We start from the raw sequence: 17672 nt of genomic DNA, 5'->3' as shown, positions 1-17672 counted from the left end.
ACGACTTGGTTGACTGCTTCTTGTTTAAATTCGCCTGAGTAACGGATACCTTTACCCATGATTTACCTCTTATGGTTTAAGTTACATTTTTACCATAAAAAGTGTCTAAGGTTTTCAGGCCGTACCAGGCTTTATCCAGCCGTTGGTAGTAATAACCAAAAAGTGAAGGTTTTTTAACATTTGAAGATGGGATTATAGTGCTTTAACTCTCTAGTGCTTTGGGTCTAAAAAAAGCAGGCTTTGCTCCTGATCTATCTCAAACTGAAAGAACTTGAGAAAATTCATTCCTAATAAACCCTGATATGCATTTGATTGGGGCATATCTACTACAGCAACGTTAATATCATTCAGCTTGCGTCCAGCAATGGTAATACTTTTAAAACGATACACAGGGGCAATAACTTGTCCCCCCGCAGTATTCATTCTTACCTGGTTTTGATATTGAGCTATGTTACCTCCAGACAAGTTTTGAAAAGATGCTTTTGAAATAACAGATAAACTTGCTCCGGTATCAATTAATAAACTTAACTTATGCTGACTATCGAGTTCAACCGGTACTATAAAGTGTTCACCATGTCGAGTTAATAAAATACCTTCTTTAGCTCTCATTTTTTCATTAATTTTATCTTTTAAACGCTTTGCTGCTGCGCCCCACTTAGAATCGCTTTGTAAGTAGTCTAGAAGACTCAAAGCCTGAGTATAATCCTTTAACTGTGCAAAAAGTTCAGCCCTTCGAAAAAGATAGCTGTAATTACTTTCATCAATAAAAGATAACTCCTCATAAAACTTTAATAGTTGAGGTAAAAGATTATTTTGAAGTAACTGCTGATCGTAAGCTTGGACGAGTAATTTAATTCTCGACTTAACTTTTTCGATAGCCTCATAATCATCAAGGTTAGTCTCAAGCTTATAGAGTGTTAAAATTGCTTGCCGTTTATCTCCTGTTTGCAAATAGCTTTCAACCAGTATATTCCAGGCACTTATCTCATGTGGATATGTTTTCAAAAACTCTTCCAATAAAGGGATAAGATATAAGAATCGCTTTGCGTTTAATTCTTCTTGAAGATATTCTCTCAAGCGAATATTCGCTTCTGCCTGCATTTCAGGATGGTTATATACCAATGCATGGTATGAGGAAATAATGAGTTGATTATCTCTAACATGCAGAGCACTTCTAAATGCCAGCATATTAGAGTCCTGATCAGAAGATACCTGTGAAGCTGCTGACTTACTAGGCTCACTTGTATCAAAAGCAGATATTAACTGTTGTCTATCATACGTACTAAGACCTTGCCAGAAAGAATGTCCATACCAACCTATTGTAAAACCTGCACTTAGCACTACTAAAAAGTTAAGTATTTTTCTCATTATATAGCTCATACTGATTGATAACAGTAATGAACACTATAATGATTGTAGATATACACAATTGCAACATTTTAGTCTAAACATACCTTATACTCTGTATAAATCATCGTCATACCCACAGAACACAAGAAGGGTGGGGGTTGTCACTTTATACTAAAGGCTTGTTATTTACTGGCTAGCTTCTTTAACCACCTCCTAACCTCCCCCTTAAATAAAGGGGAGGAACTCTTTATGAAAACCTGCAATAAAAGATGTTTACTATACCCAATACGAATGGCTTTTTAGATGCGACCATCAAGCGATGAAGCCCCATAAGCCAATATTAATAGGTGCTTGGGTTGAGGGATTAGGGGTGAGGGATGAAGATAACAAAACCTAGAAATCATTCGTGTATGGGTAAATACACTTCCAGAAAAAAACAACCAAAGAGACATCATGCAAGATCATATTAAAAACTACTATGGTAAAGTCTTAAAAAAGTCACAGGACCTTCAAACAGATGCCTGTACAACTTCTGACCAACCTACACCTGACATTCAGCAGGCAATGGCACTGGTTCATGAAACGGTAAAAAATCGGTATTTTGGTTGTGGGTTTATAGTCCCAGCGTTAATCAATGACTGCAAGGTCCTAGATCTTGGTTGTGGTAGTGGACGTGACTGCTATGTATTGGCTCATCTTGTTGGAGAAAAAGGTCAGGTACATGGTGTAGATATGACCGATGAACAAATTGCTGTTGCTAACGAATTTAAGGACTACCACCAAAAACAGTTTAGCTACGATAATAATAATGTGACCTTTTATCAAGGTTATATTGAAGATCTACTCTCACTAGGACTTATGCCTAACAGTTTTGACATTATTGTTTCTAACTGTGTCATTAATTTATCGCCAGCTAAAAAGAGAGTATTTGAACAAGCCTATCAACTACTTAAAGCAGGTGGCGAGCTTTACTTTTCAGATGTATACGCTAGTCGTCGAGTGCCACAAACGCTACAGAATGATAGCCAGCTTTATGGCGAGTGTCTAAGTGGCGCACTGTATTGGCAAGACTTTTTATCAATAGCCAAAAACTCAGGTTTTACAGACCCACGCTTAGTTAATGACCGACCTATTATGATTAAAAATTCGGAAATACAACAAAAGCTTAAAAACATTGGGTTTTATTCTGCAACTTATCGACTTTTCAAGTTACCTCTTTTGGATGATAACTGTGAAGATTATGGTCAGGCGGTAGTGTATAAGGGAACTATTCCTTACTTTGAAAGTTGCATAACTTTGGACAAACATCATATTTTTGAAAAAGGAAAAGTATACTCTGTTTGTGGCAATACATGGCGAATGTTAAATGAAACTCGCTTTAAACCACACTTTGAATTTATAGGTAGTTTTGACAAGCACTTTGGTCCCTATACAGAGTGCGGAATCGATATTCCTTTCGATAAAGCAATTATTAATGAAAGTACTGATCGTTTAGGATGCTGCTAACAATACCCAAATGGTAAGTTGTACCTCTAATAAGCTATTGATTTAAAAAGCATGAATCAACGAAGCAAGTACCTGATATCATTAACGCTTATTTTTACTGGTGTTATAATGACTTCGGCTTCTGCACTGCTAAGTGACCATATTGTTTCTAAAAATCAAAAAAGAATAGAAACACTGCAAAGCGATAGTCAGTCTAAAGAAAAACTTATAACCCAGCTTTGGCAAGACTACCAGGTACTAGAACAGAAAAAAGACACGCTGTTAATTCTTATAGCATCTAACTCAAGTCAGCATTATATAACTCTTTTTTCTGTAGAATTTTTAACATCTATTGGAGTAGAAAACCCAAAACAGACACTTTTAGCCAATGCTAATCGTATTTACCCTTTTACCATGGAAAATATGAATCGATACAAACAAGAGACTCTCCAAAAAATAAACAATATTTATGAGGAGAAAGTCTACTTAGACATGCAATCAAATCAATTAATAAGTAAAAATAGCCGTTACAATAGTATTGCGCTCTTCTTTCAAATATTTGGCTTAATTTTAGTACTTTCCAAACATATATTTGAATGACAACATGAGTTTGTATCGCTTTATTGTCTAAACAGCTGTTGTTTCAAGCATTGGATAGTCAATATAACCTTTAGCATCTCCACCATAGAAGGTATCAGGATCAGGCTCATTTAATTCTGAGTTATATTTAAAGCGATTAACCAGATCAGGGTTAGCAATAAAAGGACGACCAAATGCAACTAAATCTGCCCAGCCTGAAGTCACAACTTGTTCAGCGCGCTCTTTGTCATAAGCCCCACAAACAATAATTGCACCTTTGAAACTCTGCCTTAGTTTATCTCTGAATGTATTACTATAAGGCCGACCATTCGCCCAAGTTGGCTCATTTAAATGAAGATAAGCTATCTTTCGTTTATTTAACTCACTGGATACATATAAAGCAACTTCATCAGCCTCATCATCATCAATATCATTAAACGTACCCATTGGTGAGAGCCGAATTCCAAGTTTACCTGGTTCAAGCTGATCAATCATTTTATCCACTGTTTCTAAAAGGAAGCGAGCACGATTCTCGATGCTACCACCATACTCATCAGTACGTTGATTACTGTTTTTTGCTAAAAACTGGTCAGGTAAATAACCATTAGCAGCATGAAGCTCAACCATATCAAATCCAGCTTTCATGGCATTTATAGCAGCATTTACATAGTCAGCTTGAATTCCTTTTATTTCCTCTACTGTTAGAGCTTTGGGCAAGTCAGTACTTATCCGCGTCAATTTACCATTTATAAGATTATAACTGCGAGCACCTTCGGCTTTAATCGCTGATGGAGCAACAGGCAATTGGTTTTCAGGTTGTAAAATACGGTTAGAAATACGACCAACGTGCCACAGTTGGAGAGCAATCTTTCCACCCTCTTGATGGACAGCTTTCGTTACAGCTTTCCAGCCTTCTACCTGCTCATCAGTATAAATGCCAGGAGTACACGCATAACCCTTACCTTGAGGTGATATCTGACTGGCTTCCGTGATAATCAAGCCTGATGTTGCTCGCTGACGATAGTATTCAACCATCAATTGATTTGGAATATCGCCTGGCTGCGAAGCCCTGGAACGCGTTAATGGAGCCATAATGACTCGGTTTGGTAAAGTAATATCTCCCAATTGAAACGGTGTTAATAAGGGACTTTTTGCCATCTTAGACATCCTTTTAAATATATTTAGTAGACCAGTCGTCTATAAAGTAGTTAAAAAAATGAGGCTATTTTGGAGTAGATTCTATAGCCTCATTGAGGTCACACATTCATTTAAACTTTATTTAAGGGGTTCTCAAAAAGAGATTAATGCTAGGATTCTTTTTTAAACACCGAATCTGAAGCCAGCACTTGCTCTGTCATCATCATAGCCGTTTTTATGGCTGAATCATCTCGTCGCACTTTCGTCATCAGACTCGCCCCCATCCATTGCTGATACAACACAACTGCTGTAAGTCTTGCATCTAACATAGCGGGCAAAGAACTATCTCTTATACCAAGCACTACACACTCTTCAATTCGACCAATGATTGCATCAATACCTGATTTCAACATTAATCGCATATCATCCGATAAGTCAGAGACCTCAGCTGAAAGCTTGACTGCTAAGCACTGTTTATCACAACACTCATCTGTTTGTGTTTCAAACCAATGCTGCCAATACGACATCAGTCTTTCTTTGCCACTTTTTTCAGGTTGATTGAATAACTCATCAAGAACCTGCCCATAATGGCTGAAGTAGCGTCGAATTAACTCCACACCAAACTGCTCTTTTGACTTAAAATAATGGTAAAAAGACCCCTTAGGCACTTTTGCCTGAGCTAATATTTGGGACAATCCTACAGCTGAAAACCCTTTACTGAGAATCAACAACTCACCAGCTCTCAGGATTGTTTCTCGGGTATCTTGATGTTCACTACGATTCATTTTGTTAATACTAGCAGCTAATTAGACCGGTCGTCTAGTGATTTTTTAAAACCCATTATAACAATAACAAACATCCTAATTGAATCTGGTTATAATTTAGTACCAATATACATTACCTCTCTAAATCAACCTTATTTCGTATTATTTTTTGGTCTTGTATGTTAAATGATCATGTCACCAAAGCCATCCCTGGCCTCTCGCGTTAGCGTGGTCTAACCATACTTCAAAACATCCTGCGCTCTATACTTTAAAAAATTTCGATGGTTTAAAAGTCACGAACTATCATTAATTTAAATACACTTTACTTTAGATTAACTAAGCTCGATTTAACCTTTTTCTACTTCTCAGGCTAGCTAAGACCCCTATCGCAAATAGCATAAATGCACTCGGTTCAGGAATATCCCATGCCATGCCAGGAATTGTAGTATGTACATCAAGTACAGTATCCCAAGGTACATTAAACATATCCACAAGCTCAGGCGTATTTACAGTAACTGTTTGCCACATAAAAAACGGAATCCATAGTACATCATTTGCAGGAGGACCATTTTCAGGTGTTAACAGCATACTTAAAGGAATAGGATCACTCTCTGGACTGAAAATTGACATGTTTTCATCGAAAAGTTCAATTTCCACAAACACATCAAAAAACGAATTCCCAATTAATGTGCCCCCCACATTCTGCAAATCAGTAATTTGTCCTACAGAATTAAATAAATTATTGGTTCTTACCGAAAACTCACCACCGAGTATTGGCGAGCTACCACGTAAATCCATAGATATTATTTCGGTATCAATCGTCAACGGTGGTCCTGGAGGTACTGTGGTAGGTGCTTCAACCGTACCAAAATCAAAAAGACCATTTGAATCAAATCGAATTGTCGCATTCCCTGTTGCTATTGCTGTATCTCTTTCCCCAGTGATTGATTGTATATCCATTGTCCATTCCCAGTTATGAACATTTACATCAATCACTGTTGTTGCACTGGCATTAACCCAAGGTAATACTATTAACGAAGTTAATAGTGCCCCTCTCTTAAAAAAATTACCCAACATTATTGTTTCCTCTCAGTTTTAAATTGCACGAATAAATCAGCAATATCCACACCATTTAAAAACAGCTGAAGAAAAAATTACCTAAAAATAATACATTAAGCGTGAAAAAGCGCTTCAGGTAAAGACCGAATAGATTTAATCTGCTGTACCATTTGGGCATTACCCACAAGGGAGTATTTAAATAGCAAAATATAAAACTTAAAATCATTTATTTTTATCAGCCATGCACTAAGGTGGCATATTTAAAAACAATTACAACTCCTATAAACCAAAAACACTACTATACAAGCACCACACCAGTAGTTACATTCAACAGCCGCCATCAAAAAATAAAATTACGACTAACGTCTAATCATTTTACAGTTCAAAGCAGATACGATCACAAAAAAACATCAAAATAAACCCTGCCCAAGCAAAAGGTATAGTTTATTTTTTACACATATAATATTCCATGTACTTATTGAGCATTTAATTCATAATATAAATTATAAAATTGGTAAGAATATAAAAAATAATAATTAGCCAGACATATATCCAAAACGAAGGGTTTTTATACCCCAAGGGCACAAGGGGGTGGCAGTTAAACGCTCCTCGTCAATAGCTCCTGCATTGCTCTACTATATGACATCCATGTCATTATGCATAAACTGCATTCACACCATCCTTAGTGTTCAAGAGCACTGACAACAAATCCTACTAATGTGTCGGGAACACATTAGAACAGCTTTGCTGGCACGTTAGGGTGAGCGCTATGAATAGCGCACATAAAAATGATTCGTGAAGGGTATAGGTTACCCTGCCTTCGGCTATTCAACCCTACTATCGAAATATTATTATTGCTTATTTAAGAATAATCGGAAGGTGGCAGAGTATCAGTCAAATTTAAAGCCAGAAACAATTCCTTCAATGCTTTTGCTACGCGTATGTACAGAGTTTGCGTTGTCAGCAACTCGTTCAGCACTGGATACTAAATCAGATGCCGAGTTATCCACAGAGTCAATACAAGCGTTAATATCACTCGCCGTTGTTGCCTGTACATTGGCTGCTTCAGATACTTTCTGAAATGCTTCTGCGACCTGATGTGTAGCCTCAGTCACTTTTTGTAAGGCTTCTCCTGTACTACGTGTTCTTTCTTCACTCTCAGCAGCTTCTCGTGATGATGTTTCCATCACCTTCACAGCTTCTTCTGCAACCTGTTGCAAATTCAATATAGAGTCACTAATTTCATTAGTAGCATCTTGAGTTCGTGTTGCAAGTGTACGTACTTCATCCGCAACGACTGCAAATCCTCGCCCTTGTTCTCCTGCTCTAGCTGCTTCAATGGCGGCATTGAGCGCCAATAAATTAGTTTGCTCTGCTACTGCTTTAATAACATCAATAACATTACTGATATTATTAGCGCTATCCGCTAACCGAGTAATTTGCAATGCAGCTTCATTTATTTGCTCTGCCAGTTGATGACTAGCGTTTGCTGTCTTGATTGATTGTTGAGAGCTTTCTTGTGCTGAATTGTAAACCTGCTCCACATGATGTGTGGTTTCATGAGAAAGCGCTAACATTGATTGTGCAGAATCAGTGCTACTTCGAATTAGTTCGACGATATGACTTATTTGTTGCTTTTGATCATTACCGGACTGCTGGTTTGTTTTTGACTCGTGATCAAGCTCTTGAGCCGTTTGATTAAGTGTATTTGCTTCTTGTGCTAGCATTTTTACTTTTTGACGAAGCAAACTCATCGCTCGTCCAGTCGCATTGATCGCCTCAGAAAGTTCATCTTTCCCCTTAGTTTCAAGCTGTATATTTAAACGGCCAGCTTCAAGCGATTGAGCAGCATAGAGTAAACGGTTTATTGCTAATCGTGTATTAATTTGATAACAAACCAGTAAGTATAACGCTGACAACATGGTTAATGAAAAAATACCAACAACTATATTACGTTGCCTTATTGTTTCATTTAAATGTTTAGTTGCTCCCTGAATAAACAAATTTTCAATAAAATGGTAAAAATCCATTTGCGCACTGATTGCTTTACTTCCTTTTTCAAAAAACTGTTCAGATGAAACAGACTGAACTTGACCACCTAATAACTCGCGTTTACTAATAGCAACAAAATCATTAGTGGCCTGAGTAAGTTTATTTGCATAGGGTGTTATTTGGTTACGATATTCCTCAGAGTATTTACCTAATGCTGTTATTTGCGTTTCGACTTTATCATACACTTTATTAACCGTTTCAGTTAATCTAGTTACTTCAATAAATAACTCAGGTGTAAACTGACCTTGTGCAGCCACAAAGCCACCTTTACCTCGAAGTTTTCCTGTCGTTTCAGACAATAATGGAAGTTGGTAAACAAACATATCCATTGTTAAAAATGTATTTAATTTAGGGTCAAGAATTAACCCGCTCTCAGTAGCAATGATGTCAACTATGGTAGAAACTCGGTTAATCCAATCCGTATGTAATGAAAATGCAGTATTCACTGGTGTATTTTTTGACATCTGATTCATGATTGAATGCCAATCATCTGACAACGTATTAAGCTGCTGAGTAACGTCAGTAAAACCTAACTTTCTTGCAAGTCCTGCAGCCTTACTCATCGACTGCTCCAGTTTAGTTCTAACTTCTGGGAGACTGCTATAAGCAGAATCACTTCCTCCTATCCAAGCAACCATTTTGCCTCGATGTTGAGCCGCTAAAATACGTAGTGGATGAACAAGCGCAATGAGTTGCTGCCCCTCTAATTCTTTTTCCCAAACCTGAATATCCTGATGATGACTGGTCACTATTTGCCATAATGCATATAAAACAGGCAAAATTAGCAAGCCTAAAATAAGAAGAAACTTTTGTGTCAAACGTAAGTTACCAATTAACTTCCGTCCAAAATACCAAAAATTTATCATGAGTGGCATCCTTGTCAGTCTGGTATTTACATTCTTAATGTCATCATCACAGTTGGATGTTTAGGGCATAAGAGAGCCACCTCACTTCATTAACCAGAGCATGATAAATCAATTTATTACCTACTTTTAATTATTGTACATTCGTTTCATAATAGCATAGCGTTCCAACTGTTATGCTAATCATTTCCATGTATTTAAATGTATAAAGCGTATATCGTAAAAAAGGATATATACACGCCTAATAATTTATTAATTATACCGACTTATTGAATTAATATAGCGATGACATGTCTTATTACATTATGTATTTCATACTCACTGTACAGGCTCCCTTATAAACTACATATGCCCGATAGTTCATGATTACTACATTAGCCATTAACAATTACCGATCTATTCTTCAACTCACGACCTCTCTTGGTGCCTTAAATGTTATTACTGGACCCAACGGTAGCGGTAAGTCAAACCTTTACAGGGCATTACGTTTATTAGCAGAAACAGCGCAAGGAGGAGTCATTAACTCACTGGCTGCTGAAGGTGGTTTGGAGTCGACTTTTTGGGCTGGACCCGCCAACATTACTTCGCAAATGAAAAAAGGTACGGTACCTGTCCAAGGCACCGTTCGCAAAGAAACGGTTCGTCTACGTTTGGGATTTTCTACAGATATGTTAAGTTACTCAATCTCACTAGGACTCCCCAAACCTTCCAATTCATTTTTCTCACTCGACCCTGAAATCAAGCGTGAGTGTATCTGGGCTGGCCCAACATTTCGTCCAGCTAGTTTACTCGTGGATAGACAAGGTAATGTGGTTAAAGTACGCCCGCAAAACAAGTGGGAAATAGCAACGAAAACGCTGGGCCTGTTTAACAGCATGTTTGATGAAATCATTGACCCCAGTGCTATGCCTGAGCTTTATTCCATACGAGAATCAATAAGAAGCTGGCGCTTTTATGATCACTTTAGAACAGATAAACACTCTCCAATACGTCAACCACAGCTAGGTACCCGTACACCCGTGTTACACCATGATGGACAAGACTTGGCTGCAGCCCTTCAAACAATCCGAGAGATTGGTGATCACATTGCATTAGATGAAGCCGTTAATGATGCATTTCCTGGCGCGCAACTCCGAATAATTCAACACCATGATGGCCGTTTCTCCTTACAGTTTTCTCAAGAAGGTTTACTTCGACCATTGTCAGGTGCTGAGTTATCCGATGGAACGTTACGATACATTCTGTGGATTGCTGCACTCCTGACACCACGCCCTCCGCTATTGATGGTGTTAAATGAACCTGAAACCAGTTTGCATCCTGATTTATTACCTGCCTTGGCAAGGTTAATTCTTAAGGCTGCCGATAAAACACAAGTTTGGGTTGTAACACACTCTAATCGATTAATTTCCGCTTTGAGTGAACACCCTGACTGCAACCAAATAGCCTTGGAAAAGCAACTCGGTCAAACAGAAATCATAGGTCAGCATTGGTTATCGGAACCCGCCTGGCATTGGCCTGATAAGCATAGGTAATCTTCCTTTCACTTCGGCATTGAAGCCAGTTTGTGCTAACAGGGCAAATTCCACCACAGGTATAGCTTAACCTTGACTGTGTATGCATACTCTATGTTGACCAGACTAGCTTCCCTAAAAATAATGCACTGCAGATATAAAACTATTCTCTTCCACTTTCAACAAGAAAGTCATAAAACTCATGCTTTTTTCTTAACTCTTTTATTTTATTTTCTTTTTTTAGTAGATTATATCCCTGTTCAAACTCACTATACATCAGCTTAGAGTTGCTTAACTTTTTAGGAAATCCTAAGTGCACTGATAGCGTTGAAAGATCAACATTCTTTTTTAGATCATGCCAAGTTATTTTTGGATAATTACGGATTAAATAGTATTTTAAAACACGCCCATCGGCTGCAATCAAATCAACTCTGCCTGCCAAAAACATCGTTAGGTTTTTTTCTGTGCTCACTTCTTCATGTTTGGCTATGAATGGGGCATTATTAAACTCATTAGAATAGTGATAGCCTCTTACTACACTCACTTTATAACTTAGCAAGTCTTGTATTGTACTGCCATTAATACCTTTTGACTTCAAACTAAAGAGTGACTGTATGGAGTAGGTAATTGGCGAAGAGTACTTAAAGTAAACCTCTCGCTCCGGCACATAATAAATACCCACAACACCATCATAAAGCCCTGTTTTAGACCGTTCGTATGCACGATTCCAAGAGGTATAAAGGATGTGCACTTTCTTACCCATGCGCGCGTAGGATTCATAAATAACTTCAGCCACAAAACCTTCATCAGTTAATGCATGACCGTAATAAGGTGGCCACGACTCAGTGGCAAAAATGTAGTCAAACTTTGACTTATCAACTGCACATAGTATTGGAGCATAAACCAAACTAACAGTAACTATCAAAGCCTGTATAACTGTTATAAATATTTTTTTTAATGCTCGCATATAAATATCTATGGTTATAAATAAGCATTCATTAACGATTAAATACCCCTTCACAATGAAATAATAGACTATTGAGATAGAACGCTATTTTTTAATAATAACATCAACCTAAAACTCGATCGGAAAATTTTTGATCACTTGCTTACCCAGTAAAGGCCACGTAATGCTGACTGCGACAAACGCACACAAGTGTCAATTATTAAAAAATCATGCTCGCTATATATAGGTAGCAAAAACCGTAAAAAAATCATATAATCCGCTCCTTTTTTGCCTAGCCATAGCATGAAGCTTACTGAGATGCTCAAATCTTCCTTTAACGTCTTCCAGCTGTGGTTGAGGCAAGTCGTATTTTTAAAGGTTAACTATAGTTGCCTTTAAGGTTTATTTATCATTATCAGGGTTATTATGCTGCTGTACTCAAAAAAACATGACTGGCTTGGCAATATCAGAGCAGATGTACTCGCCGGACTCGTAGTTGCATTAGCACTTATTCCAGAAGCGATTGCTTTTTCAATCATCGCGGGTGTTGACCCCAAAGTGGGTCTTTATGCGTCTTTCAGCATTGCCGTTGTCACCGCCTTCGTTGGTGGCCGTCCAGGTATGATATCTGCGGCTACTGGAGCCATGGCATTACTAATGGTCACATTGGTAAAAGAACACGGCCTGCAATACCTACTAGCAGCTACACTCCTGACAGGGGTGTTACAAATTATTGCTGGGTACTTAAAACTGGGTGAGCTGATGCGTTTCGTGTCCCGTTCAGTTGTGACTGGGTTTGTTAATGCTTTGGCCATTTTAATTTTTATGGCGCAGCTACCCGAGCTTACTAATGTAACCTGGCATGTATACGCAATGACGGCTGCAGGGTTAGCAATCATCTATTTATTTCCTCTACTGAACAAGACTATTCCCTCTCCACTGGTGTGCATACTTACCCTAACAGCACTTTCCTTATGGTTAGGGCTTGATATTCGAACTGTGGGTGATATGGGCGAGTTACCGGATACACTGCCTCTCTTTTTATGGCCGGATGTTCCCTTTAGTTTTGAAACCTTATCGATCATTTTTCCATACTCAGCTGCTCTGGCCGTTGTTGGCTTGCTTGAGTCACTTATGACCGCCACGATTGTTGATGATCTAACTGATACCCCCAGTGATAAAAATCGAGAATGTAAAGGCCAAGGTATTGCCAACGTTGTCACAGGCTTTATTGGTGGTATGGCTGGCTGTGCCATGATTGGTCAGTCAGTGATCAATGTGAAGTCTGGTGGTAGAGGCCGCTTATCAACCTTGATTGCTGGGGTTATGCTATTAATCTTGGTGGTTTTCTTTAACCAGTGGGTTGCCCAAATACCAATGGCAGCGCTGGTAGCAGTGATGATCATGGTATCTATTGGTACCTTTAACTGGAGTTCTATTCGCGATCTTAAACACTATCCTCTCTCGACCAATATTGTCATGTTAACCACAGTTGTTGTGGTCGTCTGGACACACAACTTAGCATTTGGTGTATTAGCGGGTGTATTGTTAGCTTCACTTTTCTTTGCTAACAAAGTAAGCCACTTTATGTATATTGAGTCCAAGCTGGATGAAGCTACAGAAACAAGAACCTATCAGGTTATTGGTCAAGTCTTTTTTAATTCTGCAGATAAGTTTGTCGCCGCTTTTGACTTTAAGGAAGCACTTGATAAGGTAGTCATTGATTTACACCGAGCACACTTTTGGGACATAACAGCAGTCAGTGCTTTAGATAAAATTGTCATCAAATTTCGTCGAGAAGGTGCTGAAGTAGAGCTAATCGGCCTGAATGAAGCAAGTGCTACGATTGTAGACAGGTTTGGGGTACACGATAAACCAGAAGAAATAGAGAAAGTACTTGGGGGTCACTAACCAATGAATACGAAAGAATCCAAGGTGCTTGCGTGTATTGATGGCTCTCGTTATAGCACTGCAGTATGTGATTACTCAGTATGGGCCAGTCAACGAATTAATGCGCCCTTGAAGCTTCTCCATAATATTGAACACCATCAGATACCAGGAATGGTTGATCTATCAGGCAGTATCGGCCTAGGCAGCCAGGAAAAGCTACTCGATGAACTGACGACACTCGAACAACAGCGCAGCAAGTTATTAGTTCAACAAGGTAAAATCATGCTTGATGCTGCAAAGGCGCGCGCTGAACAAGCAGGTGTTAAAGACATTATTGCCAAGCAGCGTCATGGCAGTCTTACAGAGTCACTCATCGAACTAGCAGATGAAATTCGCGTCTTGGTGCTCGGCATTCGAGGTGAAGGCCATGAAAATGATGATAAACAGGTTGGCGCTCACCTTGAAACCATCATCCGTTCTTTACACAAGCCCATTCTCGTTGTGAATAAAGCGTTTAGCGAACCACAGCGCATCATGCTGGCTTATGATGGCAGTGAGGCTGCAGAAAAAGCACTGGATATGATCGCTCATCGACCGTTATTCAAAGGGCTGCCTTGTCATGTAGTTTATGCTAACCCCAACCCTGAAAAACACACTGCTAACTGCTTACCAAACGCCATTAGCAAATTAGAAGCAGCCGGGGTGGACGTCATTACCGCCGCATTAGAGGGTAAGCCAGAGGATGCTATCTGTGCATATCAAGCTGAGCACCAAATAGACTTAATTGTTATGGGTGCTTTTGGCCATACGCGCATCAGAGAACTATTACTTGGCAGCTTTACTGCCAAAATGTTATCTGCGACTCAAAAACCTCTGCTTTTACTGCGTTAAGAGTTCACTGTAAACACATGGGCTGACTCGATGTTAATTCGAGCTTAGCCCATGATCTCCAATCAGACCTTACCTCACCTCCAAACATCTTATCCGCAAAATCATCTACTCTTAATAAGACTGTTTGCTTCGTTATTCGATATCTGTAGTAATCCTTCAAGATGCATAAGTAACACGCGAAAAATGTGCATAAAAAGAGCTTTGCTTGATAAGGTATACTTAGTTGAAAATATTCCTTCTCATTGGTATTAAAACGCTTATAAGACAACTCATCATTTTTTTACTCGCCTTGCAAAGTTTTCAACTTAATGGATCACAGCAAAACTTTCTTGACGTCACAGTGCTTAATGTTGGCGCAGAACAAGGAAAAGCATATCGGTACTTAGCAAGAGAGTTTGAGCAACGCTACCCTTCCGTTAAAGTAAGAATACTGCCTGAAAGTGATGCCAACTATAAAGTAAAGTTGATGCGCTGGCTTACAGCAACAGAAGGACCTGACGTCATGTATTGGCAAGGTGGTGAACGACTTTTTAACCTAGTGAGAAAAGACCTTATTTTACCTATAAATGACTTATGGCAACAGCAACAGTGGGAGACAAGTTTTTCTCAGGGTATTAAAAATTTAGTTAAGTTCAACAATCAATATTATGCAATACCTGTGAGTTATTACCACTGGGGGATTTACTACAACGAAGCTGTTTTCAAAAAGTATCGTTTATCTCCACCAAATAATTGGCAAGGCCTCCTCAAAGTATGCGACACATTATCTAAAGCCGGTAAACAACCAATCATCATAGGAAACAAAGGGTTATGGCCAGCAATGGGCTGGTTTGACTACTTTAACCTGAGGATTAATGGAATTGATTTTCATAACAGACTATTACAAGGCAAAGAATCTTTCCTGCAACCTCAGGTGAAATCAGTTTTCACTTACTGGAAGCAACTTTTAGATAAACAATGTTTAGTTACAGACTATATTGACCAGGAGTGGTTTGATATTTTACCCGAAATCACTCGAGAAAAAGCAGCAATGATGCTAATTGGTCACTTTATTGTCGCCAGGGCAGGGGCATTAAAAAGCCAATTGAACTTCTTCCGTTTTCCAACCATAAACACCAATATTCCAGTTTATGAAGAAGCACCTACCGATTTGTATTTCATCCCACATAATACTAAGAATTTACTCTATGCAAAACGGTTTCTTGAAATGCTTGGGTCACCAGATATTCAACATCAATATAATCGTATAATAAAGAATATCCCTCCTCATTATTCAGCTCCGGTTGAGCCTTTAAGTCTTATACAACAGGGAAAAAACATGCTTGATAGTGCTGCAGGAATTACTCAATACTTTGATCGAGACTCACAAAAAGAGTTTGTTGAACTTGTTTTACCTTCAATAAATAATTTTCTTGAGCATAGAGATATTAGTCAGATCACATCTGAATTAGAAAAGTATAGAATAAAAATATTTAAACAGAATTAGCTATTAAAATATTGTTTCACTGATTATTATTCATGTATTGAGAGTAATCGCACCATGCCATTCCCTGGCAGTTATACCCTTCACGAATGACTTCTAGGCTTTGTTATCTTCACTCCTCACCCCAGTCACCTATTAACTTTCAGATACCATTAAGTTTCAGAGTCTGAGTTCAATACCTCATTTAATACAGCTGTAAACTCACTGATTTGTGAAGGGGTATGACGTGCTGTGAGAGTAAATCGTAATCCTGTATGCCGCTTAGGTACTACCGGGAACATGGCAACATTACAGTAAAATCCCCGCTCCATTATTTTTCTGGAAAGCCTCACGCCATTATCAGGATCACCTACTCCTACAAAAAAGATAGGTGTTAATGGATCAGAATACACTGGCAACCCATATTGCTCTAATAGCGCCTGACAGTGCTGTACATTCTTATTAAGTTTATCCTGAAATGTTACTAACTCATTCGATAAATGGATATCAGCACAAACAGTACCAGCACCCAGCCCACCATTAGAGATAGGTCCACCAAATACAATAGGCCCTCCCATCAATCTTATCAATTTACAGGTTTTTTCATCTTGACAGGTAAATACAGCCCCTTCTGCACCAAAGCCTTTTCTTAAAGAAGTTGCCACATACACTCTTGGGTGATTTTTCAAGCAACCAGATAAACTCCATCCTTGACCTTTATCCCCAAAGCACGACATACCATGTGCATCATCAAAGTAAATATGTAACTGCTCGTAGTTGTTTAATAATTCTAGTAGCTGGTGGTTTGGTGCACGATCACCAAACATACTATAAATGCCATCTGCAAAGTACCAAATCTTTGAATAACTACCTTTATTTTTATCTAATAAATTAGTAAGTTGATCCAAACGACTATGTAAAATATGCTTATTTTTAACACCTTGCCCTGTAAGATATTCTATAACAAACTGAACACTACGATGAACTTGTTGATCAGAAATTATTAAATCTTTTCTGCTTATTAATAAGGGTAACACAGCCATATGTATTAGGTGAGTGCTTTGTGCTAATACCACTGGTCGGCTAAATATTTTGGTGAGTTTTTCTTCTAAAGACTGATAAAGCTCTGATGAAATATAGGCTCGAGAACTCGATAGGTGTAAACCATGCTTATTAATTGCATTAATTGATGCTTCTTTTACTTTTGCTTCATGTTCTAAGCCTAAATAACCGCAGTTTCCCATATTTACCAAAGGTTTATTATCCTTATATATAATGACGCCTTCTCCGCCTCCATCATCAACTGTTAAATAACATATATCAGCACTTATTACTTTATCAGTATAGCTAAGTAGGCTATCTCGTAAGTTCTCATTCATGGCGCATTACCTTAGTTTGAGTTTTCCTTTATATGAACTCCTTATCATCCAATCCTATTTAACAAAACATGCATAATTCTACTGGTTAATTATCATGTTAGTTTGCTGCATTTGTTATAACTGCCCCCATACATATATTTATAACAAAGGGGATATTTTCAGTTTTTTTTACATCTTTACACAGCCTCTTTATTATCAAGCGCTTCATACTCGATATTTTCTTTTAATAATCAATCCCCAATTAAAAATAAAAGCTGCCCATATCTATTCAACAGCAAGATATACACCATTATTTAATGACCAT

Annotated in this window: 13 protein-coding genes; 6 read left to right on the top strand and 7 right to left on the bottom strand. The window is 38.3% G+C overall.

The annotated features are described in order from the left end of the window. Nucleotides 1-210: 210 nt before the first annotated feature. Nucleotides 211-1368: a retropepsin-like aspartic protease gene (locus tag KHS79_RS22860; protein ID WP_212722384.1), complete on the bottom strand. Its 1158-nt coding sequence runs from the start codon at nt 1366-1368 to the stop codon at nt 211-213. A 435-nt stretch (nt 1369-1803) separates the two neighbouring features. Here KHS79_RS22860 and KHS79_RS22855 point away from each other — a divergent pair, with 435 nt between their 5' ends. Together KHS79_RS22855 and KHS79_RS22850 are read left to right on the top strand one after the other, a co-directional pair. Further along, on the top strand, nt 1804-2856 hold the full coding sequence (locus KHS79_RS22855; RefSeq protein WP_212722382.1) for a methyltransferase domain-containing protein: 1053 nt from the start codon (nt 1804-1806) through the stop codon (nt 2854-2856). A gap of 108 nt (nt 2857-2964) precedes the next feature. After that, nucleotides 2965-3435 carry a hypothetical protein gene (locus KHS79_RS22850; RefSeq protein WP_157365570.1) on the top strand — a complete coding sequence of 157 codons (471 nt, stop codon included), beginning with the start codon at nt 2965-2967 and terminating at the stop codon, nt 3433-3435. 27 nt (nt 3436-3462) lie between these two features. Here the strand turns inward: KHS79_RS22850 and KHS79_RS22845 are convergent, their stop codons facing one another. From KHS79_RS22845 to KHS79_RS22830, 4 genes are all read right to left on the bottom strand, one after another. Continuing rightward, the gene (locus KHS79_RS22845; protein ID WP_212722380.1) at nt 3463-4572 is read right to left on the bottom strand and encodes an alkene reductase; all 1110 of its coding nucleotides are present in this window, start codon (nt 4570-4572) and stop codon (nt 3463-3465) included. 149 nt (nt 4573-4721) lie between these two features. Then, nucleotides 4722-5336: a TetR/AcrR family transcriptional regulator gene (locus KHS79_RS22840; protein ID WP_212722378.1), complete on the bottom strand. Its 615-nt coding sequence runs from the start codon at nt 5334-5336 to the stop codon at nt 4722-4724. Between the two features lie 315 nt (nt 5337-5651). Next, complete coding sequence (locus KHS79_RS22835) at nt 5652-6392, bottom strand: PEP-CTERM sorting domain-containing protein (RefSeq protein WP_212722376.1); 741 nt, start codon at nt 6390-6392, stop codon at nt 5652-5654. Nucleotides 6393-7264: 872 nt separating this feature from the next. Further along, nucleotides 7265-9292, bottom strand: coding sequence for a methyl-accepting chemotaxis protein (locus tag KHS79_RS22830; RefSeq protein ID WP_212722374.1), 2028 nt, complete (start codon nt 9290-9292; stop codon nt 7265-7267). 359 nt (nt 9293-9651) lie between these two features. Here KHS79_RS22830 and KHS79_RS22825 point away from each other — a divergent pair, with 359 nt between their 5' ends. Beyond that, on the top strand, nt 9652-10821 hold the full coding sequence (locus KHS79_RS22825; protein ID WP_094788967.1) for an AAA family ATPase: 1170 nt from the start codon (nt 9652-9654) through the stop codon (nt 10819-10821). A 142-nt stretch (nt 10822-10963) separates the two neighbouring features. Here KHS79_RS22825 and KHS79_RS22820 read toward each other — a convergent pair whose 3' ends face one another. Then, nucleotides 10964-11767, bottom strand: a complete 804-nt coding sequence (locus KHS79_RS22820; RefSeq protein WP_212722372.1) for a substrate-binding periplasmic protein — start codon at nt 11765-11767, stop codon at nt 10964-10966. A gap of 405 nt (nt 11768-12172) precedes the next feature. Between KHS79_RS22820 and KHS79_RS22815 the strand changes: the two genes are divergently transcribed. From KHS79_RS22815 to KHS79_RS22805, 3 genes are all read left to right on the top strand, one after another. Continuing rightward, nucleotides 12173-13657, top strand: coding sequence for a SulP family inorganic anion transporter (locus tag KHS79_RS22815; protein WP_212722370.1), 1485 nt, complete (start codon nt 12173-12175; stop codon nt 13655-13657). A gap of 3 nt (nt 13658-13660) precedes the next feature. Then, complete coding sequence (locus tag KHS79_RS22810; protein ID WP_212722368.1) at nt 13661-14527, top strand: universal stress protein; 867 nt, start codon at nt 13661-13663, stop codon at nt 14525-14527. A 223-nt stretch (nt 14528-14750) separates the two neighbouring features. Beyond that, complete coding sequence (locus KHS79_RS22805; protein WP_212722366.1) at nt 14751-16013, top strand: ABC transporter substrate-binding protein; 1263 nt, start codon at nt 14751-14753, stop codon at nt 16011-16013. Between the two features lie 149 nt (nt 16014-16162). Here the strand turns inward: KHS79_RS22805 and KHS79_RS22800 are convergent, their stop codons facing one another. Continuing rightward, nucleotides 16163-17368, bottom strand: a complete 1206-nt coding sequence (locus tag KHS79_RS22800; RefSeq protein WP_212722363.1) for an aminotransferase class I/II-fold pyridoxal phosphate-dependent enzyme — start codon at nt 17366-17368, stop codon at nt 16163-16165. Nucleotides 17369-17672: the final 304 nt, after the last annotated feature.

The sequence above is a fragment of the Zooshikella ganghwensis genome (assembly GCF_018263875.1).
Taxonomy (GTDB): Bacteria; Pseudomonadota; Gammaproteobacteria; order Pseudomonadales; family Zooshikellaceae; genus Zooshikella; species Zooshikella ganghwensis.
This window is presented reverse-complemented; position numbering and strand designations above follow the sequence as displayed.

Bases quoted from the DNA above. Each gene is read 5' to 3' on its own strand.
- KHS79_RS22830 (WP_212722374.1), bottom strand. From the start codon at position 9,292: ATGATAAATTTTTGGTATTTTGGACGGAAGTTAATTGGTAACTTACGT.
- KHS79_RS22815 (WP_212722370.1), top strand. From the start codon at position 12,173: ATGCTGCTGTACTCAAAAAAACATGACTGGCTTGGCAATATCAGAGCA.
- KHS79_RS22820 (WP_212722372.1), bottom strand. From the start codon at position 11,767: ATGCGAGCATTAAAAAAAATATTTATAACAGTTATACAGGCTTTGATA.
- KHS79_RS22840 (WP_212722378.1), bottom strand. From the start codon at position 5,336: ATGAATCGTAGTGAACATCAAGATACCCGAGAAACAATCCTGAGAGCT.
- KHS79_RS22810 (WP_212722368.1), top strand. From the start codon at position 13,661: ATGAATACGAAAGAATCCAAGGTGCTTGCGTGTATTGATGGCTCTCGT.
- KHS79_RS22825 (WP_094788967.1), top strand. From the start codon at position 9,652: ATGATTACTACATTAGCCATTAACAATTACCGATCTATTCTTCAACTC.
- KHS79_RS22860 (WP_212722384.1), bottom strand. From the start codon at position 1,368: ATGAGAAAAATACTTAACTTTTTAGTAGTGCTAAGTGCAGGTTTTACA.
- KHS79_RS22835 (WP_212722376.1), bottom strand. From the start codon at position 6,392: ATGTTGGGTAATTTTTTTAAGAGAGGGGCACTATTAACTTCGTTAATA.
- KHS79_RS22845 (WP_212722380.1), bottom strand. From the start codon at position 4,572: ATGGCAAAAAGTCCCTTATTAACACCGTTTCAATTGGGAGATATTACT.
- KHS79_RS22855 (WP_212722382.1), top strand. From the start codon at position 1,804: ATGCAAGATCATATTAAAAACTACTATGGTAAAGTCTTAAAAAAGTCA.
- KHS79_RS22800 (WP_212722363.1), bottom strand. From the start codon at position 17,368: ATGAATGAGAACTTACGAGATAGCCTACTTAGCTATACTGATAAAGTA.
- KHS79_RS22850 (WP_157365570.1), top strand. From the start codon at position 2,965: ATGACTTCGGCTTCTGCACTGCTAAGTGACCATATTGTTTCTAAAAAT.